At 34.6% G+C, this 21,484-nt stretch carries 21 protein-coding genes and 1 pseudogene; 14 read left to right on the top strand and 8 right to left on the bottom strand.

From position 1 onward, the window contains the following. The first annotated feature begins 824 nt into the window (after window positions 1–824). Window positions 825–1,265, top strand: coding sequence for a hypothetical protein (locus tag FFX44_RS06935; protein WP_289979217.1), 441 nt, complete (start codon window positions 825–827; stop codon window positions 1,263–1,265). Between the two features lie 453 nt (window positions 1,266–1,718). Here the strand turns inward: FFX44_RS06935 and FFX44_RS06930 are convergent, their stop codons facing one another. Beyond that, window positions 1,719–2,333: a TetR/AcrR family transcriptional regulator gene (locus tag FFX44_RS06930; RefSeq protein ID WP_289979216.1), complete on the bottom strand. Its 615-nt coding sequence runs from the start codon at window positions 2,331–2,333 to the stop codon at window positions 1,719–1,721. A gap of 150 nt (window positions 2,334–2,483) precedes the next feature. Here FFX44_RS06930 and FFX44_RS06925 point away from each other — a divergent pair, with 150 nt between their 5' ends. The 5 genes from FFX44_RS06925 (at window position 2,484) to FFX44_RS06905 (ending at window position 7,574) form a co-directional block, all read left to right on the top strand. Then, window positions 2,484–5,297 carry a YhgE/Pip domain-containing protein gene (locus FFX44_RS06925; protein WP_289979215.1) on the top strand — a complete coding sequence of 938 codons (2,814 nt, stop codon included), beginning with the start codon at window positions 2,484–2,486 and terminating at the stop codon, window positions 5,295–5,297. 364 nt (window positions 5,298–5,661) lie between these two features. Beyond that, a complete protein-coding gene (locus tag FFX44_RS06920) occupies window positions 5,662–6,252 on the top strand; it encodes a sugar O-acetyltransferase (protein ID WP_289979214.1) in 591 nt (196 codons plus the stop codon). Window positions 6,253–6,275: 23 nt separating this feature from the next. Continuing rightward, window positions 6,276–6,890: a sugar O-acetyltransferase gene (locus FFX44_RS06915; RefSeq protein WP_289979212.1), complete on the top strand. Its 615-nt coding sequence runs from the start codon at window positions 6,276–6,278 to the stop codon at window positions 6,888–6,890. Between the two features lie 82 nt (window positions 6,891–6,972). Next, window positions 6,973–7,260, top strand: a complete 288-nt coding sequence (locus FFX44_RS06910) for a transposase (RefSeq protein WP_289979209.1) — start codon at window positions 6,973–6,975, stop codon at window positions 7,258–7,260. Continuing rightward, complete coding sequence (locus FFX44_RS06905) at window positions 7,251–7,574, top strand: hypothetical protein (protein ID WP_289979207.1); 324 nt, start codon at window positions 7,251–7,253, stop codon at window positions 7,572–7,574. Before FFX44_RS06910 ends, FFX44_RS06905 begins: the two co-directional genes overlap by 10 nt. A 274-nt stretch (window positions 7,575–7,848) precedes the next feature. Here FFX44_RS06905 and FFX44_RS06900 read toward each other — a convergent pair whose 3' ends face one another. Further along, window positions 7,849–8,052 carry a hypothetical protein gene (locus tag FFX44_RS06900; protein ID WP_289979206.1) on the bottom strand — a complete coding sequence of 68 codons (204 nt, stop codon included), beginning with the start codon at window positions 8,050–8,052 and terminating at the stop codon, window positions 7,849–7,851. Between the two features lie 306 nt (window positions 8,053–8,358). Continuing rightward, window positions 8,359–8,445, bottom strand: a pseudogene (locus FFX44_RS06895) (transposase); the annotation flags it as partial. A gap of 441 nt (window positions 8,446–8,886) precedes the next feature. On the opposite strand from FFX44_RS06895, the gene FFX44_RS06890 reads away from it, so the two are divergent. Genes FFX44_RS06890 through FFX44_RS06860 form a run of 7 tightly spaced genes read left to right on the top strand, consistent with a single transcriptional unit; the run spans window position 8,887 to window position 14,013 of the window. Then, window positions 8,887–9,606 (top strand): ThiF family adenylyltransferase, encoded by a 720-nt coding sequence (locus FFX44_RS06890; RefSeq protein ID WP_289979204.1) that lies wholly within the window; start codon window positions 8,887–8,889, stop codon window positions 9,604–9,606. Window positions 9,607–9,638: 32 nt separating this feature from the next. Beyond that, a complete protein-coding gene (locus tag FFX44_RS06885; RefSeq protein WP_289979202.1) occupies window positions 9,639–9,941 on the top strand; it encodes a hypothetical protein in 303 nt (100 codons plus the stop codon). Between the two features lie 23 nt (window positions 9,942–9,964). After that, window positions 9,965–10,891, top strand: coding sequence for an ABC transporter ATP-binding protein (locus tag FFX44_RS06880; protein ID WP_289979201.1), 927 nt, complete (start codon window positions 9,965–9,967; stop codon window positions 10,889–10,891). Further along, a complete protein-coding gene (locus FFX44_RS06875) occupies window positions 10,878–11,648 on the top strand; it encodes an ABC transporter permease (protein WP_289979200.1) in 771 nt (256 codons plus the stop codon). The genes FFX44_RS06880 and FFX44_RS06875 overlap by 14 nt, the downstream gene beginning before the upstream one ends. Window positions 11,649–11,655: 7 nt before the next feature. Then, a complete protein-coding gene (locus FFX44_RS06870; protein ID WP_289979198.1) occupies window positions 11,656–12,381 on the top strand; it encodes an ABC transporter ATP-binding protein in 726 nt (241 codons plus the stop codon). Window positions 12,382–12,421: 40 nt separating this feature from the next. Continuing rightward, entirely contained in the window at window positions 12,422–13,123 is a 702-nt protein-coding gene (locus tag FFX44_RS06865; RefSeq protein ID WP_289979196.1) for a hypothetical protein, read from the top strand. 26 nt (window positions 13,124–13,149) lie between these two features. Further along, window positions 13,150–14,013, top strand: coding sequence for a type II CAAX endopeptidase family protein (locus FFX44_RS06860; protein ID WP_289979195.1), 864 nt, complete (start codon window positions 13,150–13,152; stop codon window positions 14,011–14,013). Between the two features lie 79 nt (window positions 14,014–14,092). Here the strand turns inward: FFX44_RS06860 and FFX44_RS06855 are convergent, their stop codons facing one another. Together FFX44_RS06855 and FFX44_RS06850 are read right to left on the bottom strand one after the other, a co-directional pair. Further along, window positions 14,093–15,379: a GHKL domain-containing protein gene (locus tag FFX44_RS06855; RefSeq protein ID WP_289979194.1), complete on the bottom strand. Its 1,287-nt coding sequence runs from the start codon at window positions 15,377–15,379 to the stop codon at window positions 14,093–14,095. Continuing rightward, the gene (locus tag FFX44_RS06850; protein ID WP_289979193.1) at window positions 15,376–16,083 is read right to left on the bottom strand and encodes a LytTR family DNA-binding domain-containing protein; all 708 of its coding nucleotides are present in this window, start codon (window positions 16,081–16,083) and stop codon (window positions 15,376–15,378) included. Before FFX44_RS06850 ends, FFX44_RS06855 begins: the two co-directional genes overlap by 4 nt. A gap of 433 nt (window positions 16,084–16,516) precedes the next feature. On the opposite strand from FFX44_RS06850, the gene FFX44_RS06845 reads away from it, so the two are divergent. Continuing rightward, on the top strand, window positions 16,517–17,887 hold the full coding sequence (locus FFX44_RS06845; protein WP_289979191.1) for an NAD-dependent succinate-semialdehyde dehydrogenase: 1,371 nt from the start codon (window positions 16,517–16,519) through the stop codon (window positions 17,885–17,887). 219 nt (window positions 17,888–18,106) lie between these two features. Here FFX44_RS06845 and FFX44_RS06840 read toward each other — a convergent pair whose 3' ends face one another. The 3 genes from FFX44_RS06840 to FFX44_RS06830 are packed head-to-tail and all read right to left on the bottom strand — an operon-like array spanning window position 18,107 to window position 21,479. After that, on the bottom strand, window positions 18,107–19,789 hold the full coding sequence (locus FFX44_RS06840) for an alpha-glucosidase (protein WP_289979189.1): 1,683 nt from the start codon (window positions 19,787–19,789) through the stop codon (window positions 18,107–18,109). Window positions 19,790–19,803: 14 nt separating this feature from the next. Then, window positions 19,804–20,625, bottom strand: a complete 822-nt coding sequence (locus FFX44_RS06835; RefSeq protein ID WP_289979187.1) for a PTS system mannose/fructose/sorbose family transporter subunit IID — start codon at window positions 20,623–20,625, stop codon at window positions 19,804–19,806. A gap of 14 nt (window positions 20,626–20,639) precedes the next feature. After that, the gene (locus tag FFX44_RS06830; protein WP_289979186.1) at window positions 20,640–21,479 is read right to left on the bottom strand and encodes a PTS sugar transporter subunit IIC; all 840 of its coding nucleotides are present in this window, start codon (window positions 21,477–21,479) and stop codon (window positions 20,640–20,642) included. Between the last annotated feature and the right edge of the window lie 5 nt (window positions 21,480–21,484).

Raw genomic sequence — 21,484 nt, 5'->3', positions numbered from 1 at the left:
AGATTAAAAATATCTTTGGAAAGTTTGAAATGCAGCAAAAATTAAATAAAGTATAATTTGATTCTATGTAACGATCTATTCCTTGTATTTTGCTGGGATCAGGTCGTTTTTAATATAGTATTTGAAACCAAGTTTTGTATGCAAACTCAACTCAGTCTAAGGAAATAATAGGGGAATTCAGGTCACAAATAGTAAATTAAAAATAAAAAGGGACTGGGTCAAAAGTTATATTTTGATTCAGTTCCTCTATTTATTCCGTATAAACATGTTTCATAAGTCAAAATTCTCCGTCTAATTTCGAATTACTCATAGCAAAGTACTCGCTATGTTCTTAATTTCGAGTTAGTACTCAAATTTTCCCGACTTATGGCACACTCCCTTTCAAAAATATTATCCTAATAAAAGTATAATAAAAATGCATAGTAATTATAACAAAAAAACAGATCGTACTTAGTGTCAGAATTGACTGGAAATCAAAAGAAAATCATTTTGTACAGATGATTAAGCAAATTATTGAAGTTCTTAAAATTGAAGGTCTCTACATTTTTGAATGTTTGCGTAAGTATTGATCTGCAGTATTTCTACAATTAATTTTCTGTGATATCTCATATCAATGGATGAAATTACTACCGGAAGATTAAAAATTTGTCACAACTTGAAGAAAATACAAATGAAGTCTATACTTATTCGAATATTGAAAGAGAACTGGTAATTCAGCTTTAATTAAATCTTTAAAAATAAAGGTGTATGCTGCCATATCTAGTAGCATTGAAATCAAAGTTTTAATATACACTACATTATGCATAAATTTATGAGGTGAGGATATGAATAAATTAGATATAGCCATATTTGCTGGTTATATTGTACTGTATGCGGGATTAATGATATGGTTAGTAACAGGATGTAGGATTAAACTTCTTAGAAGAAAAAATAAAATAACTTTATTATCTTTTAAAAGTTGGATTTTAGAGAATAACAAGAACAAAAAAAGAATTTTGAAGATTTTTCTGCTAGTTATTATTTTTATTGCCTGTTTTCTTACTATTAAAAAAAGTATAGCTTTTCTCTTTTTGATACTAGAGGCAGTGATAGGAACATCCTTAATAGAAGAGAAGATTGAATATGAGATAGAAAAATCTAGTGATGAAAACTATACAAAGAAAATAGTAAATCTACGTCATATATGGCGTGTTGGAATGCTGATAATATCGTTAGGCTGTATAATCCTTATGATTGAGAGGATAGTACAGGTATTAGCTAACTGATATTTTTGTTCAATACAAAAGGTTTGAGTATAATTTATCGTACAAATTTTGAGGATAGCAATATAATGCTTCTTGAATGAGCGTTCAGATATGGTAACAGGCAGCCAGTTGTTTATGATTTGAATGACAGGTTAAATGTTGTACGTAAAGAAAAACTTTAATAATAAATAATAAAAGCCATGAAGTCCATTAAAGATATCATGGCTTTTGTTTACTGTTTTTTATTGGTAAGTTTTATTGAATATCGTTACTTTTATTATGTTAGATTGCTTTGAATTATCAATAACTGACAAAAAAGGAATGTTAAATAGCATAATTTGAATGAATCGAATAACCCCGTATGACTCATTTATTGAAATTAACAATAAAAATTGAGAATTATGCTTTATAACTTTAAAAGAATTATTACAATTGATAGATTTTATGATACACATAACAGAATGTATTTTAAGATTAACTACCTTTTAAATTTATCATTTTATAAGGAGCTAAAAATCTACTCTTATTTATTATTTTAATAAGCTCAGAAATAGGTTCAGGATTACTTTTTCCTATCCAATATTGAAAAATATGAAAAAGCCCAGAAATAATGATCTCTTCTGCATAATCAGCTGGAATTTCATCAGAAAAACTAATATTTCGTTTGTCCATTGTACTCAATATTTGTTCTGAGAGGATCTCCTTTAGGCGTAAACCGAATTTAGGATCTCCTTTTTTTGATAAGAGTACTTTTAAAGTCTTCTTTTCCGTACCTAAATAATCTAAGGTTTGTATAAAAATACGATAGGGTTCATTTTTGGCAGCTTTAATGTCCTTGTCTGTCCATTTCATTATGTCATTAGAATTGATTTCTAAAATTTTTTTGAATTCTTCAGAAATTTCATTTTCAATCTTAGATAATAAATCAAACTTGTCTGTATAGTGAATATAGAAAGTACCTCGACTGATTGCAGCTTCACGGGTAATATTGGATACAGTTAATCTATCGAAACTATAAGATTCAATTAGGTTAATAAAAGTATTTTTAATTTTTTGTTTAGTTGCCAAAGTTCTAATAGTATTTTTCATTATTTTTTACTCCTTCGAAAGAATATGAACACTTTTCCAATTTTTGAATATTGTAATCAAAAATGATTGTGGTTAGTATATTATATGCGAAACAAATAATCAACGTGTTCATTATTTTTGTAAAATGCTTTATATAGGGAGTGTGTAATTTTGATTAGAGCTGAATGGTCTTACTTAAAACAGCATAAATTTATGCTAGTTGTATTGGTAGCAATTATGCTAATACCTTCAATTTACGCGGTTACTTTTTTAAGTTCCATGTGGGATCCGTATGGTAAAGTTAAAGACTTACCCGTTGTGATAATAAATAACGATAAAGCCGTTAATTATCAGGGTCAAAAAATGTCAATTGGGAAATCGTTGGAGAAAAATTTAAAAAAATCTAATGCTATGGATTTTCAATTTCCAACACAAGCTGCAGCAAAGAAGGGATTAAAGAATGGAAAATATTACATGATTTTGACTATTCCTAAAAACTTCTCGAAAGATGCAACCACGTTATTAAAGAACAAGCCCCAAAAAATGCGACTTAGATATCAAACAAGTTCGGGGCATAGTTTTATTGCAGGAAAGCTTTCTCAATCAGCCGCAAGAAATATAGCTCAATCGGTATCTACAGAGGTAACAAGAACTTATTCCAAAACAATGTTTACTCAAATTAAAAAGCTTGGGAAAGGTATGACAACAGCCTCTAAAGGGAATGCTAAATTAGCTACTAGGACTAAAAAAATAAAAAGTGGAAATCCGACAATTACTAGTGGTTTAAATACACTTGTTAAGAGTAGTCTTACTGTTAGTGATGGTGCCAAAAGTTTGCAACAAGGAGTAAATCAATATATTAATGGTGTTACTCAGCTTAAGTCTGGTAGTGTGAAAATAACAAATGGGTTGAATAAAGCGACCACTCAATTGCCAAGTCTTGTTGATGGTGTAAATAAGTTGACTACTGGTTCAAGTACTCTTAGCCAAGGATTGAATACGTATACCGCAGGGGTTAGCAAGGTTAATTCTGGAACAGTTTCTCTTAATTCTGGAGCTCAAAAATTAGCCACTGCTGGTGGTACTCTTTCTACGGGCGTTTCCCAACTCGCACAAGGTTCCACCACATTGAATACAGGAGTGCAAAGCTATACAACTGGTGTTGGTAATGCTTATACAGGTAGTGAAAAAATTTCAAGTGGTCTTTCAAGAATTAATTCAGCACTTAATGATAATGATACAAAAACAAAGTTAAATCAGCTGAAAAGTGGTTTAAACAGTTTTAAAACAGGCTTGGATCAATTAAAAGATGCAACTGATAGCAGTCAAAGCACTTTCTCAACTAGTGAATTGACAACGGCAATGAAAAGTCTGTCTACTGAATTGGCAACAATGACAGAGTATGAATCAACTTTTAATAGCAAATTACAAAGTGTTGCCAAGGCCCAAAATTTAACGAGCACGCAGACTAGTGCTATAGCAAACGCATTGGCTCCCAATGATAGTTTTTCAGTAAGCGTTAAAGAGGCAACAACTTCTTTAAATCAACTTCAAACACAGTTAACTACACTTTCAAATAATAGTGAAAGTTCTGTTGCAAAATTGCAGACTGGAATTGCGAGTCTGCAAAGCAGCTATGGTACAAGTACAGATACTGCCGATTCTAATACAATTTATGGAGGAATAAATGCTATTACTAGTTCCTTGGGAACTGTAACTACAGGAATCACAGAGTTGAGTAGTGGCTCAAGTACTTTGACTAATGGATTAGCTACTTTAAATAAACAATCTTCTAACTTAGTCAGTGGAACAACACAATTAAACAATGGTTTAATAAAGCTTAATAATAGCGCACCAACATTAGTTAATGGAATTAACTCATTAGCAAACGGAAGCAGCCAATTAGCAAGTGGGACTAGTACACTTGTAAATAGTGGCTCACGTTTGACTGAAGGGGCAAGCACACTAGCTACTGGATTGGGAACATTAAATACCAAAGTACCAACATTAAGTTCTGGTATTTCACAGTTAGCAGATGGGAGTCAACAAATTACAACTGGTTTGACTAAGTTAAGCAGTAATGGTTCAAAGCTGTCTAGTGGAACAGCTGAACTTGCTAATGGAGCAACTAAAATTAGCAGCGGCTCAAGCAAACTTGGTAGTGGTTCTAGTAAATTAGGGACAGCTTTAAGCAAAGTACTTGCAGGTAATGAGACCTTGTCTACTAAGCTAGGAACGGCAGGCAAAAAAGTCAATAAAATTAATCCAACTAACTTGACATATAATCAAGTTGCCAAGCCTGTTACAACTAAACATGTTGAAAATGATACTGTGCCAAATAATGGAACTGGAATGGCTCCATATATGTTCTCAGTTGCATTGTTTGTAGGTTGCCTTGCATTAAACTTGATGTACGATACCTATACACCTAGAAAGTATCCGAAAACCGGATTTAGCTGGTGGGCTGCAAAAATGTCAGTGGTAGGTGTATTTGCAATCTTACAGGCACTAGCCATGGATGCATTTATGACATTATTTGTTAATCTAAGTCCTGTAAATTCTTTCTTAACAATAATTACACTCATTATCTCTTCGTTTGCCTTTATAAGTTTAGTAACATTTTTGAACTTGGCATTTGGGAAAGTTGGAGCCTTTCTAACAATGATCTTCCTAGTGCTGCAATTAGGCGGATCTGCTGGAACGTATCCAATTCAATTGTCAAATTCATTTTTCCAAGCAATTCATCCGTTTCTTCCAATCACCTATTCTGTGGATGCACTACGAGAAACTTTGATGATCGGCAATTCTCCTTGGCCTGACTTATTCGTACTTTTAGGTATTGCTGCTTTATTTAGCATATTGATTATATTATTTTTCCAAGCATATCATGGTCGCATGAAAGAAATTGATTTTAAGAATATTGATATGAAAGAAGTTGCTGCGACAAGGAAGCAATCATCAAAGAGAGAAGATACTTCAATATAATACTATGAAAAAAACGAACACATTTTTGAGAAAGTAGTTTACTATTTTTTCAAAAAATGTGTTTTTTAGTCTAAAAATTTAGATGGGAATAGTATTTGATTTCGTCTGATATCAGCCAGAATGGAGAATTTCAATTAAAAAGACTATTGAAGAAATTAGTTTTTTGATATTTTATGTGGCTTTAGATCTAATAAAAGAAATTATATTATAGAGTATATATTTAGTGAACCATGTGTTTTCGAACCAATAGTCTTTAATAATAATAATTTCTTGATTATAATGAATATGTTTACACGTTTTTGTAGAAAATATTTTGTATTAATGATTGGAAATTCTATACAATCTTTGGAGGGAGAAGTACAAAATGAATTTAAAAGAAAAGTTTGCTTATATGGCTACTGGAAGACCATATAATGATCTAGATCCATTGCTAATAAAGGCTCGAGAACAATCACAGTACATGACTAATAAAATTAATCATGAAGGAGATCCTCAAAAAAAGGAGTCTTTAATTTACAAATTATTTGGCAGTGCAAAAACATCTCCAGTAGTTAGTCCTAATTTTCGTTGTGAATTTGGATGTAATATTTACGTAGGTGAGTACTTTTATGCCAATTATGATTGCACCATTTTAGATGGAGCAAAAGTTACAATAGGTGATCGGGTTCTTTTTGGACCGAAAGTAGGTCTTTATACTGCCAATCATTTATTTAATGCTCAAGAACGTGAAGCGGGTGGCTGTATTGCTAGGCCTATCACGATAGGAAATCGTTGCTGGTTGGCAGCTAATGTAACTGTTCTTCCCGGTGTTACAATTGGCAATGATACTATCATTGGTGCTGGCAGTGTCGTTACCCATAATATACCTAATAATGTAATTGCTGTTGGTAATCCTTGCAAGGTGCTAAGAAAGATAACAGATCAAGACAAAACTAATTTTAAAGGTCAGTTTTAATTTAAGATTGCGAGGAATTGATTATGGGAATTCAAAAAGAGCGTATGATTAACCAAGAATTATATTTAGCAGATGATGATGAGCTAAAAAAAGCTAGAAAAAAGGCCAAAGTTCTTATTAGAAAATTCAATTCAGCCGATGAAGAGCATAAAAAGTATCGTTTACAATTAATCAAAGAACTTTTTAAGAATACAGGGAAAAATTACTATATTGAGCCCCCATTTCGGGTAGACTATGGTTTCAATATGTCAATTGGAGAAAACTTTTATGCTAATTATGATTGTATCTTTCTAGATATTGCTCCCATCAAGATTGGAGATAATGTTCTTTTGGGTCCAAGAGTTGGCTTGTATACTGCGGGGCACCCCATTGACTCAGTAATCAGAAACCAAGGCTTTGAATATGGAAAATCAATTTCAATTGGCAATAATGTTTGGATAGGCGGTAATGCCATTATAAATCCAGGAGTTAGTATTGGAAATAATGTGATTATTGGATCAGGAAGTATCGTTACAAAAAACATTCCAAATAATGTCATTGCGGTTGGGAACCCGTGTCATGTACTTCGAAAAATAACAGTTGAGGATAAGAAATATTGGGAACACACAAGGAATAGATATCTTTCGGATGTAGAATAAATATAGGGTATTGTGGGAGTGTGCCATAAGTGAAGTGCCTTACAAAACTTGGACGTGTAAATCAAGTTTTGGAGGTGCTTTTTTGACACGTAATTATACCTACAGTTTTAAGCTGAAAGTTGTTAAAGAATATTTAAATGGTGAAAATTCATTACACACACTGTGTTTGAAGTATAAGATGCCAAGTGATACACCGTTAGTAATTTGGGTGTCGCGTTATAAAGCCTTTGGCCCCGCCGGACTTAAACAGCTTAAACGACGTCGCTATTCTAATGACTTCAAGGTAGCGGTTATTACCTATTACTTGAACCACTCTACCAGTATTCAAAAAACAGTCATACACTTAGAAATTCAATACAGTTGTTATTAAGTAACAAGGCTGTCAAGTTCTTTTTTATCATCAATGGTAGTGTTGAATTTAAAAACTTAAAGAGAATCGAACAACTTAGAAACATTATCGAACTTTATCAAAACGAAAAAATATCTGACTCTGAAAAGGTAGATATTTTATCATCAAAAGGGGTTAAGTATGATGATAATCCAAGCTTAGTAAAATACTCAAAAATTTCCAAAAAGTTTGAAGAGTTGCTAAGAATCGAAATAAAAGAGTTAAAATCGAGTAATGAGAAAAAAAATTTAGAAGAAAGTGAACCTGAACAGCTTTCATTTAAGTTGTTTGGATAATATTATCAAAGCGCATTAACTATGCAGTTAGTGCGTTTTCTCTACTTTTGAACACCTCTACCTAAAATAACACAATGATATTTTAGGGTAAAATTTTGGTCTGCAATCAAAGCAAATTTTCAAATAATCTGTATGAGCAAGTGAAAAACTGTTTTTCGCTACAACGCCATCAAAATTCACTAACAAACCTACTTTTACAAACTTTCCAATGAAATTTGTAAAAGTACCTCAAGCAATTTAACATTGTATCAGCGGCAACCTCTAAATAGAGCCTCTATATAAATACAGGCATTAGCTTGGTATACTCACTGCCTGAATCAATTGATTCAGGCAGTTGAAGTGGATAAAAGTTTCCACTCAATGAAAATTCACTTTCAGCTTGCTGTGCTTTTTGTTGATATTGGCTAGACATAATAACTAATCCAGCTGAGGAAATTATTAATATTCCCAATAAGGCTGACAAAACTTTATTAGTCATCCTAATCACAGCCCTTCCATTTATACATATTAAAATTTATATACTACTTGATTGAGCGATAATAGTACATTCTTTGATGATACTTAACTATGCAATCTTTGAATTAATGTGTTTTAGTTCAAAAATCAGAGAATTTATATACTAAATTAGAAGCTTTTTCACGTATTAATGAGCAAGACAATTTATTTTATTTTTAGTCACCTCATTTTTGAAGACGTAATTGAGTATTTTAGTGGAAGCTCAAAATTTAGACTCCCGCTTGTAACAAGGAATTGACGGAAAAAAAGCACTCTAGCGTGTGTGTGAATTACCACGTTTATTAATATGATCTTGCCGTTGATAACTACCAGACTGGTATCGTTTTATATCAATTCCAACGTAAGCATTAATTTGATTTGCTGTTTAGTATGTATATCTTTTTTTAGGTATTTGTTAATAGGATGTTGCAGAATAAATTTAATATGCCAAGTGCACAAGGTACTTAAAAAATAGTGAATGTCATTCGTTACATTAAATTGGTCAATTGTGACAGTTTGCACAATGCTTGAAAAATAAAGACTATTATGCACTTGTACCAAATGTTTGAGGCATATTCGAAGATATTCATCAAAATACTTAGGTAAAAGGAGCAAAGCTTAATCACAGTTTTGTGTGAGAAGAGTGGAAACCATGAAGAACATTATTACAGTACGTAAAGCAGACAAAGTTGATGCAACAGCATGGTGGATCGTTATCTAATTACTACTAAGTTTGATTGTTGGCGAGGTTATCTTAAAGATGATCCTGCCAATTTTTAATTTAAGAGGTAAGAACATATATTACGAGGAGGAGACTATGGAATATAATAGACCGCGAATTAAGCCGATTTATCCTCTGTATCGACTTAATAAAACTTATTTTCGAATCGGCGCACAGCTAGGTATCACTGTTGAGTTTGGAGATCCAGAAGGGCAACTATATAGCCTTGCCTCTAAGCTAAATGGACAAAAAATTAGTAAAATAATAGTAGAAATGCAAAAAGAATTTCCTGAGTTAACTGTAAATGAAATTATATCTGGGATTGACTTGCTAGATAAGAATGGTGTTCTTGAAGAGACATTGGCAGAAGAAACTGATAGTGAGCGCTATCTACCAAATATTAGTTACTTTAGCCGATTTGTTGGTGTTGAGGGGAACCGCTTTGAAGTGCAAAGAAAAATACATGAAAGTACAATTCTTATACTTGGATTGGGTGGTGGCGGATCTAACATATTAACTTTGTTAGCTGGCCTAGGTCCAAAGAAGATTATTATTGTTGATTATGATCGTGTTGAAATGGGAAATCTTGGTCGTCAATTTCTGTTTCGTGAGGATGATGTGGGTAAACTAAAAACAGAAGTGGCTAAAAAAGCAATTAATGAAATGAATTCTGATATTGAAATTGAGGTGCATGACCAGAAAATTCATAATCCGAAAGATGTACTGCAATACACAGATGGTGTTGATTTAGTAATTTGTGCAATTGATGAACCGCCGTTCATTATCCACAGAGTTGTTAACAAAGCGGTTGTTTAGGTAGAACTACAGCTATATCCGCTGGAGTGGTAATGGATCTTTTTGAACTAGCAATTTTGTCAGGATTTTGGTTGTATTCTAACATATGGTTTTTACCAATAGCATGTTCTGTTTTATGGCCCAGGATTCTTTGGCAGTTCAGAATTCATAAGCGAACAGATGGACAACTATTAATCGCTATGATATTTGATAATCCAACCATGCTTGATGACTTAAAAAATAAAAGGACGGCAGGAATTGCAATAATTAAGATTATAGGAAGAACGGTGACAATAATAATTGTATTAGCTTGGTTATTGCCGCTAATTGTTCATATCTATCAATTAATAGTTTAGGTGGTGGAAGGGAGGTTGAGTATTTGAAGTCAAATTTAGGAATTCATTCGATCACTAAAAGGTTTAAGCATGGTCAAGTGATTGCAAATGATAATATATCAACGCAGTTTTCTCCAGGTATAATTACTGCCCTAACTGGACATAATGGTGCAGGTAAAACCACATTGCTCAAGCAGATTATGGGTATTACTAGACCGGACAAAGGCTCTATCACTTTTGCGGGTCATTCGTTTATTCAAGAACCAGCAGTGGCTCGCAACATGATTTCGATGATGCCACAACTTCATGCACCCCTGACAGGTGTGACGCTACGACAATCTGTTGCAGCTATTCTCAGAGTTCGTGGTTGTTTTGGCACTGACCTTAGAACTGAACTTGATGAGGTTCTCGACAACTTAAGAATTAGTGATTGGGCAAATACCCCAGGAGAAAAGCTATCTGGTGGATTACAGCGATTAACCTCGTTTGCTATGACCGTCGTATCACCAGCGCCAATCCTCTTATTTGATGAACCAACCAATGATGTTGATCCAGTGCGTCGCAAATTAATCTGGCACTATCTAAGCAAGTTAGCCAAATCTGGGCACATTGTTATTGTGGTTACCCATAATCTAGTTGAGGTTGATCAGTATGCCGATCGCTATCTGTTATTAGATCACGGACATTTAGTTAGAGACGAGTCGACAAAGCTAGTTGTGGGTAACCTTCTGGACGAGAATATATTAACTATTACTACTAAGCATCCTTTTGATTCAAGGGATTTTCCAGAATCATTTAAAGTTAAATCCAATAATGATCTGCGATATAAGATATTTTTGAAACATGGGCAGATTATTACGGCTGTTCAGTGGTTACAACAGCGTATGGATGCATCTGAAATTGCGACCTATAGTCTTGCGCCTAATTCACTAGATTCAATGTATGGAGGTCTGACGGATGGGGATAAATAGTGAACAATTAATTGATTGCTCCTTAAGAACGAAATTGCGTAAATTCGGAGGCCTGATTTGGTGGAGTTTAGTCAGACATAAAGTATTATTACCAACTTTTAGTATTACACAAGCAGTATTGGCACTCGCCATTGTATATGGACTAGCGCTCTTAATGCCTAATATGAGCCATCAAGATATTCTGTACCTGTCATCAGGTGCCATTACGATCGGTATTATTGCGGTGGGTTGTGTCCTAGCAGCTCAAATTGTTGGGACTGCCAAACAAGATGGAATTGTTGATTACCAGAAAACATTGCCAGTTGATAGAACAGGGATTATTTTAGCTGACGTAATTATCTGGAGCCTGGCATCTTTACCTGGTGTGCTTATGTCATGTATAGCGGCTGTAATTCGATTTCATGTCCATTTGTATGTCTCATCACTGAGTATAGTCATCGTTTTATTAGCACAGGTAACGATGGTTTTGCTTGGCTTTTCCTTAGCCTATTGGTTATCAGCAAATATTATGGCTTTGGCAACTCAGGTGATTATGATTGGCGGCCTGCTCTTTTCACCTATTACCTATCCAGCGGATCGAATTCCCAACTGGCTAGCATCCGTTTATAATTTGCTCCCATTTGTACCAACGAGTGATTTAATTCGAGCGACATTATTTCATTCAGGAACGTTATCAATTTTTAATCTAATAGTTCTGATGCTGTGGATGGTGATCGCTTTTGTACTATCACTATTTGCGCTAACCAAAAGGGGGTAACTATATTTTGACACAACTGAAAATTAATCACATTACTAAATCTATCAATGACAGAAATATTCTGTGTATCGATAATTTGAACTTTGAAAGCAATGGTATTTATGGACTAGTTGGACCTAATGGTGCCGGAAAAACCACATTACTCAAGTGTGTTTGTGGCCTGCTAGTACCAAGCACTGGTGAGATTAGCATTGATGATTTGCTGCTCAGCCAGAGCACACGAAACGTCTTTCTTAAAAAAATTGGTTCAGTTTTTGCACAATCTGACAGCATTTTTGATTTATCAATTAGAGAGTTGCTGGAAGAGCACTACTACTTTTTCGGTTTAAATGCACCGAAGCAATGGGCAATGGTTTTAGAAAACGTTGGCCTGGATGTTTCCGAGAAACAAATGATTGGCAGCATGTCACTAGGTATGCGCCAGCGGCTGCTATTGGCAGTTGCTATCTCGCACGCACCGGAAATTTTGATTCTTGATGAACCGTTTAACGGTCTGGATCCAGACGGTGTGGTGTTGACCAAAGATTTGATCAAACAACTGTCTCAAGACAAGATTGTGATTATTACTAGTCATTCGTTTGCTGATTTAAATGATGTTATTACGGACGCAGTGGTAATGTCTAAAGGGCAGACAAGTTACCGTAAAACCATTGCAGAGATTAACGCAGAGTTTACCGATGGACTAATGGGTTTTTATCACAGTTTTATTAATAGCACAGCATCGTTGAATTAGTAATGAAATACGTATCAAATTGGATCAGGAGGTCTTGATTGTGAAGCATTTTGATTTTGAATTTTCACGAATGAAAAAAATGCTATTACCCCTTGGCTTAACAACTGGGGTTTTACAGCTATTGTTTCTGTACTTTTTTGCACTGGTGGGACGCTTTGATCATAGCGATTCGAATAGTGTATTAACAAATTACAGTGCTATATTGGGCCTAGCAACGACTGGGACTATGTGTGTTCTATCAATTTATGGAACAGTGCTAGCCAGCAAAATGTTGGTTCGTGATTATGTAGGCATGAACAAAAGTAAAACGTACTTGCTACCAATTAGCCGTAAAGAACTTTTTTACACCAAAACAAAGGCGTTCTCTGCCGTAATTAGTTTACCAATGCTCATTGGCTTACTGGCATCAAATCTGTTATTCATGGTAATGGAGGTGATCATGCCGTTAACTACTGATCAATCGATTACACACATTACCAACATTTTGGTATCATCGATTACCTGTATTTGTTTGACACTAGCGATTGTCTTATTTTCCAGCTTTATTGGGATCAAGCTCAACTCGACTGTAAAAGGAATCATTGCTAGTATCGTGTTTGTAGTATTTTTATCAAACCTTTCTGCAATTATGCTAATGTCGTATGAGTTTGTATCATTATTGGTTGCGGTTGCACTGATTGTTCTAATCACAGTTGTTGGTATCAGTATGGGACATAATATTGACAAAAATGAGGCGCTTTAAGGTATAAGAGTGGAAGGTGAACTGCCTTGATAACAAATGAAATTATGAATATCACAACTAATGAACGCAGAACATGGTTTGGACTACAATTTGTAATGGTTATTTTGCTTCAAAACATCTCACAATTGGTATACCTAAGTCTGTATGCTTTATTTTCGGGTAGAGGTTTTACCGTTGATTTTGCCAGTAAAGTTTTTTTGGTGAGTGAACTGTTTAGCACGGCACTGACAATTTTAATCTTTTTGGTCTATGCATTGTTTGTTGAGAAACGAAGCCTTGTTTCCTTAGGATTTAATTATAAAAGATTTTTATTTGAGGGTTTCAAAGGCTGGTTGTTGGGGTCAACTTGTATTTACTTGATTGTGACAATCGTTGATAAGTTAGTACGTGCTCAACTTGTTTTTACAGATAATATTGATGTCGGGTTAATAATTCTCTATCTAATTGGTTTTATAATCCAAGGATTAAGTGAAGAAGTGATTTTTAGAGGATATTTGATGAATGGCCTTGCTACAAGACTAAAACCTTTTACTGCAATTGTAATTAGCTCATTTATTTTTGCATTGGTGCACATTCTGAATGGTCACTTTTTTGTATGGAACTTCTTATCATTGTTATTTCTTGGTCTACTTCTTGGTCTACTATTCTATGAGCGGCAGAACATTTGGTTTGTGGCCGGTCTGCATGCTGGCTGGAATTTTACTCTCGGAGTTATCTTTGGTAGTAATATCAGTAGTATTGACCTTGGTATATCAGTGTTCAAGACAAACTTTTATTCTAAAAGCCCAATACTAAGCGGCGGGCATTTTGGATTGGAGGGGAGCTTTATTGCAACAATTGTACTTGTGATGGGGTGTCTTATTTATTATGTTCATTTTATAAGGTCGTGAATTATATTCAAATCAATGAAAAAGCAACTCTAAATTAGTGGCATATCGATGAATATGTGGTCTGATTATAGGTTGCTTTTCAATTTATATTTAACAGAATAATGCTTACACAGTACTCGGTTCCTTCAGTCCATTGTTTGTATAGACCGTTGTAGTTAGAAACAATTCTCTTGATGTTACTAGTGCCAAGTCCATCATATTTACGTCTACGCCGTGTAACTGCTTCCCCAGGATCATAGTGGTTTTTAATGTCAATTAGTAGTTTATCTTCAAACTGTTTAATTACCAAGGATATTGCTGTGGTATCATTACGCTTTGATAATCGTTTAGATGCTTCTAACGCATTATCGATTAAATTACCAATTAAAACAGCAAGGATATCGTTATCAATGCTAATTTGTTCTGATAATAGTACCTTAATCTCAAACTTAATGTTTGCTTGACTGGCTAGCTCTTTCTTATCATTTAGTAAATAGTTCAAAATGATGTCACGCGTATAGAATTTCTGCTGAATGTTTAGTTGATCAGTTGATTTCTGCAGGTATTCCTTGGCCGCATCAACCTTTTCATGTTCTAATAGTCCGCGAAAAACTATAAATTTGTTTTTGAGATCGTGGCGGATAGAAGCCAATCGTTCTTGCGCCTTTTTTAATTCAGAAATATATTTTAGTTCATATGAAAGAGCCTTATTTTGCAGTGTAATTTGGTTAAGTTGATGAAGATGTTTGGTTAAACTGCTGTATAAATAAAGAATGCAAAGATTCATATACAGTACACCAAATGCTACTAGCAGTCCAAAATATGTGGATTGAATGGTGACGTTGACTTTAGCGAGTAAAAAGCTAAACAAAATGACTATTGATACCACAGGGATTGAAGTTAAAGCGACTAATGATGGAAAATTTAATGATTCAAGGATGATATGATTTCGGAAAAATATTAACTTAAATGATAAGAATATCAAAATTTCAACAGTCATTGTGATGCTGGTTGTGATAACAACAAAAAGTAAGCTTTGAACATCATATTGTGAAGACAAGAGCGCATCAAAAATTGCCAATGAAATTGACTCGCTAATAAAGTCAATGGCTAATAGAATCACGACCCAAAAGAACATGTCTTTACTCGGCACATTGTACTGACTAGCAATGGTAATCATCGCAATTAAGGTAACAACGATATTGATAAATGGTTCAATATTTGATGAGGCAAAGAAAGCGGCAAACGAAACAACACACGTTAGTCCTAATATTACTAAAAAACGTTTGAGTGATAAACGGCTAGAAGCCGCCCAGCTTGAAAAAAAGAAATTTAGTAGAAAGGCATATACAAGAAAACTAAACAATCTGATTACGGTATCGGTCATAGTTTGCTTCTCATTTTCATAATGATAGCATCTCTAGCCCGTAATTTGAATTTACGACTCATTGGTATTTCAATGGAAATAGTATTCCCCATTAGAATAATGTAATTAGTTCCGACCTCTTTAATAAACTTAGTGTTCACGATGTACGAGGTATGCACTTGTACGAAATTATCATTCAATTTTTCCAGTAATTCTTGTGTTGACATAATGGCCTGGAAATCTTCTTGTGTTGTATGGATAATAACAATCCTTTTTTGTTTTTCAAAGCATACAATGTTTGAAAGCTTTAAATTGTACGCAATTCTTTTATAGTCGAATGAGAGGTAATTATCCTCCAAATCCAAATATTTGATGATTTTATTAACAACTGGAAACAGTTTTTCTTTTGTTACCGGTTTTAAGATATAGTCGAATGTTTGGACTTGGAATACATCCTCCATGTATTCATTGAAATTTGTGAGAAAGACGATAGGCACATTTAAATCTTGTTTACGAATTTCTTTTGCAATGTTTATTCCTGAGGACGATGGTAATTCAATATCGAGAATAAAGAAATCATATTGGGTATTCTTTATGGAGGAGATAAATTTTTCTGCGGTAAAGAATATAGATATATCAAACAATGTGGGATTATATGATTCAAGAATCCGTTCAATTTCACTTGTCATTTCTGGAATATCATCACAAATTGCTACCCTAATCATTTCAACACCTCCTTGAATAGTGTAAGTATTGTTGTTAATGATAATGCTAAATATGTTTACCTTTTGATTGCAAATTTTATAATCAAGTTAGTTCTAGGAAATAAAAAAACACCATAGCAAAAAATCGTGTATTACTTGGGTTTCAACACCAAACTAATAAGTAAATTTTTTCACTATACCTTATCAAAATTTTATCACACTTCGCTGTAAAGGTCAGCACTTGACCGAACTTACCTGAATCAACTTTTTTATAATTTTTAATTAATGCAAATTTTCAAATGTTTGCAAACCATAAATTAAGAACATAAATTTCATAAAAATTGTTTCAAACAAATATGCTTTGAGATAACTCTCAAGGGGGATTGATTTTATTAGCAATTGTTTACTATAATAATGATGTATTATCTCTAAAGGAGAAAGGGGAAGATTTTTAATGTCATATCGTGTAGTTAGCCCATATAATGGGAAACTGATCAAAGAATTTCCTGCAGCAACAGATGCAGAAGTTGAACAAACTTTAACAAATGCAAATAACTTTTATCAACAAGCTAAGGAGCAGTCAATTGAACAACGAGCAGAGCAACTATCTGCTTTAGCCGATGAATTTACTAAAAGGACTGATTATTATGCTAAATTTTTAACCACTAACATGGGTAAATTGATTAGCGAAGCTCGGGGGGAAGTCAAAAAGACAGTTGCCTTTGCGCGCTATTATGTTGATAAGGGTGCAGCAGCTTTGGAAGATCAAGATTATACTGCCATGGCTGGCGGTCGCAAAGCCCATCTTGAATTCAGTTCGATTGGTGCGATTGTTGCCGTTGAGCCTTGGAATTTTCCATATACTCAAGTTATGCGTGTCTTTGCACCCAATTTTATTCTTGGCAATCCAGTAATTCTTAAGCATGCTAGTATTGTTCCAGAATGTGCCCAGGCATTTGATGAGGCTTGCCAAGCTGCAGGTCTGCCAACAGGGGCTTTTAAAAATTTATTTGTGACTTATGATCAGGTCAATCAGATGATCAGTGATCCACGGGTCCAAGGTGTGGCTTTGACTGGTTCGGGAAAAGCGGGCAAGTTGATAGCGGCTGAAGCTGGGCATAATTTGAAAAAATCAACAATGGAACTCGGTGGCACAGATGTATGCATTGTTTTAAATGATGCTGATTTGAAAAAGGCTGTCGCTGGTGCTGTTAGTGGACGTTTACGTAATTCTGGGCAGGCTTGTACATCAGCTAAACGTTACCTAGTCCAAAGTGGAATCTACGATGAATTTTTAACAGCTATCAAGAAGGAATTTGCCAAGTATCAGCTTGGTGATCCTTTGAATGAAAAAACAACGTTTGCTCCATTATCTTCAAAAAGTGCTCAGCAGCATCTGCAAGAACAGGTCAAGGCAGTTTTAGCTGGTGGCGCTAAAGTTTTGTGGGGTGACCCAACGCCAGTTGAGGGTCCAGGGGCATTCTTTAATCCTTTGATTATTAGCGGAATGACATATGACAATCCAATGTATGATCACGAGTTATTTGGACCAGTTGCTCAACTTTACAGAGTTGACGATGAAAAGCAAATCGTTGAGCTGGCAAACCATTCGAATTATGGTCTGGGTGGTGCGATTTATTCTGAAGATCTAAATAATGCTCGTAAATTAGCTTCAAAAATCGAAACGGGCCAAATTGCTGTTAATCAACCTTTATCTTCATTGCCAGAATTACCATTTGGTGGCATTAAAAAGTCTGGTTATGGTCGCGAGCTAAGCAACCTAGGAATCAGAGAATTTGCTAATACTAAAACAGTTTTAGGATGATGATTTAATAGATTCAATATTTTGCGAAATTATGCCACAGTTTCTCTTTTCTATACACCATTGCTAGTTAACGTAAAACTAATAACAAGAAGTAATAAATAGCGGAGGTAGGTCAAAAGTTAATTTTGACTCACCTCCGCTATTTATTAGAAATAATCTTGACTTATGTTACACTTTTGTTTTTATTGAAAAAATTTTAAAATTTGTAATGTTATGATATTAGGAAAGCTCTAAAATCATGCTTTCCCATGGCCTTAAAATACCTGCTGCATTAGTTCGATCTAGATAATTAGCGAGAATTATCTGAGAGTCTTTCTCTGTTTCTTGTGGTAAGTAATCATGTATTTTTAACTGCTTATCACTAAGATTGGCAATAACCAGCCAAGACTTTTCAGCTAATGTTCGTTTGTATGCAAAGACATTTGAATCCTCTGGATAAAGCAATTCGTAAGCACCTTCTATTAAAATATCATCTTCATGGCGAAGTTTGATCAAAGCTTGATAGTATTTAAATACAGAATTTTCTTTTGTTTGGTCATTTGCTACATTAACTTCTTCATAATCGGGATTAACCTTAAACCAAGGTGTCCCATTGGTAAAGCCTGCATTCTTAGCATTACTCCACTGCATAGGTGTGCGTGCATGATCACGACTTATTTTATGAGCTGCTTTGAGAAAGTCGGCCTTTGAGATTGTCTTTTGTTCCAAAACAAGTTCACGATAATTATCTGTAAGTTCAATGTCTTCATAGTCTTCAATTCCAAAATTAGAATTTGTCATGCCTATTTCTTCACCCTGATAAACAAATGGTGTGCCTTGAAGTCCATGTAGTATTGTTGCGAAAGCTGTAGCACTTTCATAACGATATTGCTTGTCATTTCCCCAACGTGAAGTAGTTCGCGCCCGATCATGATTTTCAAAGTACAGTGCATTCCATCCATGATTTCTCAAATTCAGCTGCCAAGAAGACAAGATCCTTTTTAGCTTTACCAAATCCATTTGTTGAAGATCCCACCGACCATTCATCCCGTTTTTTGCACGATCAACATGCATATGTTCAAAAGTAAAAATCATATCCAATTCTTCACGATCGGGATCAACTAGTAATTGTGCATCCTCACTAGTTGAATCAGGTGATTCACCCACACTCATTATTGAAAATGGCTTCAGAACTTCTTGATTCATTTCATGGATAAATTCGTGCATTCGTGGACCATTATTTTGGTTTCCAATGACAAACGGTTTTTTATGTGGATTAGGATTGTTTGGGAAGTTCTGATCTTTAGAAATAGATGTTACTACATCCATCCGCCAGCCATCAACACCTTTTGCTTTCCAAAAGCGCATCATATCGTAAATATACTGCCGCACTCGTGGGTTTTCCCAATTCAAATCAGGTTGTTGCTTTGCATAGTAGTGCAGGTAGTATTGTTTTCGACTTTGATCCCATTCCCACGCAGAGCCGCCAAAGTTCGACCCCCAGTTATTAGGTTCACTGCCATCGTCTTTAGCATCGCGCCAGATATAAAAATCACTAAAAAAATTGTCCTTAGATTTCCGGCTTTCTTTGAACCAGACACTTTGTTCTGAGGTATGATTAGCAACCATGTCCATAATAATTTTTATTCCATGCTTATGTGCTTTATTAATTAAGTGATAGATATCTTGATTTTCGCCAAACATTGGATCGATCTTACGATAATCTGTAATATCATAACCATTATCAACTTGTGGAGATAAGTAAACTGGACTAATCCAAATCCCATCAACACCTAATTCTACAAGATAATCTAATTTTTCTTCAATTCCTTTAATGTCACCTATCCCATCGCCATTAGTGTCTAGAAAGCTCTTGGGATAAACTTGGTAAATAATTGCGTTTTTCCACCAATCTTTTCTCAATTATTATGCACCTCCTAAGCAATTCCTAGCAATGATACAACTATTCCTAAAATTATTATTCCGAAAATCAAATAGTTAATTGAAACATTCTTCTTCTTTAATAAGTAAAAACATAATAGAGTAATCACCAACGGAATTACACCTTTGAAAATCTGGTCCAACATCACTTGTGTCTTTAAAACCGTCTTTCCAGCCATCATCATATTCCATTTTACGCTAAACAGTACCATTTTATCCGTCATGGCTCCAACCATGATTAGTCCTACAATACTTGCAGCTTTAGTCAAAATATTAATAAGTCCATTTTCATAAAGCTTTGAAATATATGTTGAGCCCAGTGTGTAACCCAGCTTCCCACCATACCAACGAACAGCCTGTACTGGTATATTAAAAATCAGCAAGAAAATAATTGGTGCAAGAAAATTACCTGATTTTGCCAAACCAATAGCAACACCAGCAGCAATTGCTTTTAATACACCCCAGAATACTGAATCACCAATTCCAGCTAATGGACCCATCAAACTAGTTTTTATTGCGTTAATAGAATCAGCATTAAAATCTTTCTTGGTTGCATTTTCTTTTTCCATTGATGCAGTAATTCCCATGATAAACGGACTCATAGCCAAATTAGTGTTGAAATACGACATTTGCCGCACCATAGCTTCTTTTTTATTTTCTGGATCTTTATAAAAATGATTAATAAACGGAAGCATTGCATATTCAAAACCTGAAGCACCTTGTTTTGCTGGTGTTACAGATGAATACAACATAAAGGAACGCCAGTACATTTGACGTAATAATTTTTGCTCATCTTTATTTAAAGTAGTATTTGCCATCTTTTTTCCCTCCATTACTCAAAAAAGTCATCATCTTCTACATTGGTTGCTTCACCAGCTACACTTGTACTGCGGACATTTGCGGCTAATGTTTTTTGCTCGGATATTTTTTTATTCATTTTATGCATCTCAAAATCACGCTGCCCAGTTACAACTCCAATTACAATTGCCATAACGGCTACTGCTATCAATGGAACATTGAAGTATGCAACTATTAGAAAGCCTAAGAAGTAATATACTGAAATGTTATTCTGCCATAAAATTTTCATTAGCATAGCCATCCCGACAGCAGGTAGAAGATTTCCGGCAACCGTAAGGCCGTTGACAATTGTTTTCGGAATCATATTTAAAATTTCCTGTGTGGCCGTTGACCCAAAAAGAATAGCGAAAAATGGAATTAAAGAATAGATAAACCACTGTGATGCCCATAGTCCATAATGGAGTACAACTATTTGTTTTTGGTTACCTTGCTTAGCCAATGTATCAAATCTGCTGGCAAAAGGACCAACAAATAGCACATAAATTAACGTCTTAATCTGTAATCCTATAATTCCAATTGGAATTGCGATAGGCAAGGCAACACCTAATCCTCCGTGAAGATTAATTGCAAAAGCCACTGCTAGGGCGCTTGCTAACCCTGGCTCGGCTGAACTTGCACCTCCAATGTTAACAACACCCATAAAAATTGTTTCAAGTGCTGCGCCCAATAATAAACCTGTCTGTAAGTCGCCCAATGCTAAGCCAACAAGAGGGCCAATCACAATTGGTCTACCTAACTGGGTGAAACCTAACAATTCTTGACCACCAACTGTTAACCATACTATCAAAGCAACCACTATAGCTTGATACAACATATTTG

The organism is Lactobacillus sp. UCMA15818 (assembly GCF_030400225.1).
GTDB lineage: Bacteria > Bacillota > Bacilli > Lactobacillales > Lactobacillaceae > Liquorilactobacillus.
Note: the sequence above shows the minus strand (reverse complement) of the source record. Positions and strands in the feature narration are given on the sequence as shown.

Excerpts from the sequence above, each read along its gene's own strand:
- FFX44_RS06935 (WP_289979217.1), top strand. The coding sequence starts at position 825 with ATGAATAAATTAGATATAGCCATATTTGCTGGTTATATTGTACTGTAT.
- FFX44_RS06930 (WP_289979216.1), bottom strand. The coding sequence starts at position 2,333 with ATGAAAAATACTATTAGAACTTTGGCAACTAAACAAAAAATTAAAAAT.
- FFX44_RS06920 (WP_289979214.1), top strand. The coding sequence starts at position 5,662 with ATGAATTTAAAAGAAAAGTTTGCTTATATGGCTACTGGAAGACCATAT.
- FFX44_RS06915 (WP_289979212.1), top strand. The coding sequence starts at position 6,276 with ATGGGAATTCAAAAAGAGCGTATGATTAACCAAGAATTATATTTAGCA.
- FFX44_RS06900 (WP_289979206.1), bottom strand. The coding sequence starts at position 8,052 with ATGACTAATAAAGTTTTGTCAGCCTTATTGGGAATATTAATAATTTCC.
- FFX44_RS06890 (WP_289979204.1), top strand. The coding sequence starts at position 8,887 with ATGGAATATAATAGACCGCGAATTAAGCCGATTTATCCTCTGTATCGA.
- FFX44_RS06885 (WP_289979202.1), top strand. The coding sequence starts at position 9,639 with ATGGATCTTTTTGAACTAGCAATTTTGTCAGGATTTTGGTTGTATTCT.
- FFX44_RS06875 (WP_289979200.1), top strand. The coding sequence starts at position 10,878 with ATGGGGATAAATAGTGAACAATTAATTGATTGCTCCTTAAGAACGAAA.
- FFX44_RS06855 (WP_289979194.1), bottom strand. The coding sequence starts at position 15,379 with ATGACCGATACCGTAATCAGATTGTTTAGTTTTCTTGTATATGCCTTT.
- FFX44_RS06850 (WP_289979193.1), bottom strand. The coding sequence starts at position 16,083 with ATGATTAGGGTAGCAATTTGTGATGATATTCCAGAAATGACAAGTGAA.
- FFX44_RS06845 (WP_289979191.1), top strand. The coding sequence starts at position 16,517 with ATGTCATATCGTGTAGTTAGCCCATATAATGGGAAACTGATCAAAGAA.
- FFX44_RS06835 (WP_289979187.1), bottom strand. The coding sequence starts at position 20,625 with ATGGCAAATACTACTTTAAATAAAGATGAGCAAAAATTATTACGTCAA.
- FFX44_RS06830 (WP_289979186.1), bottom strand. The coding sequence starts at position 21,479 with ATGTTGTATCAAGCTATAGTGGTTGCTTTGATAGTATGGTTAACAGTT.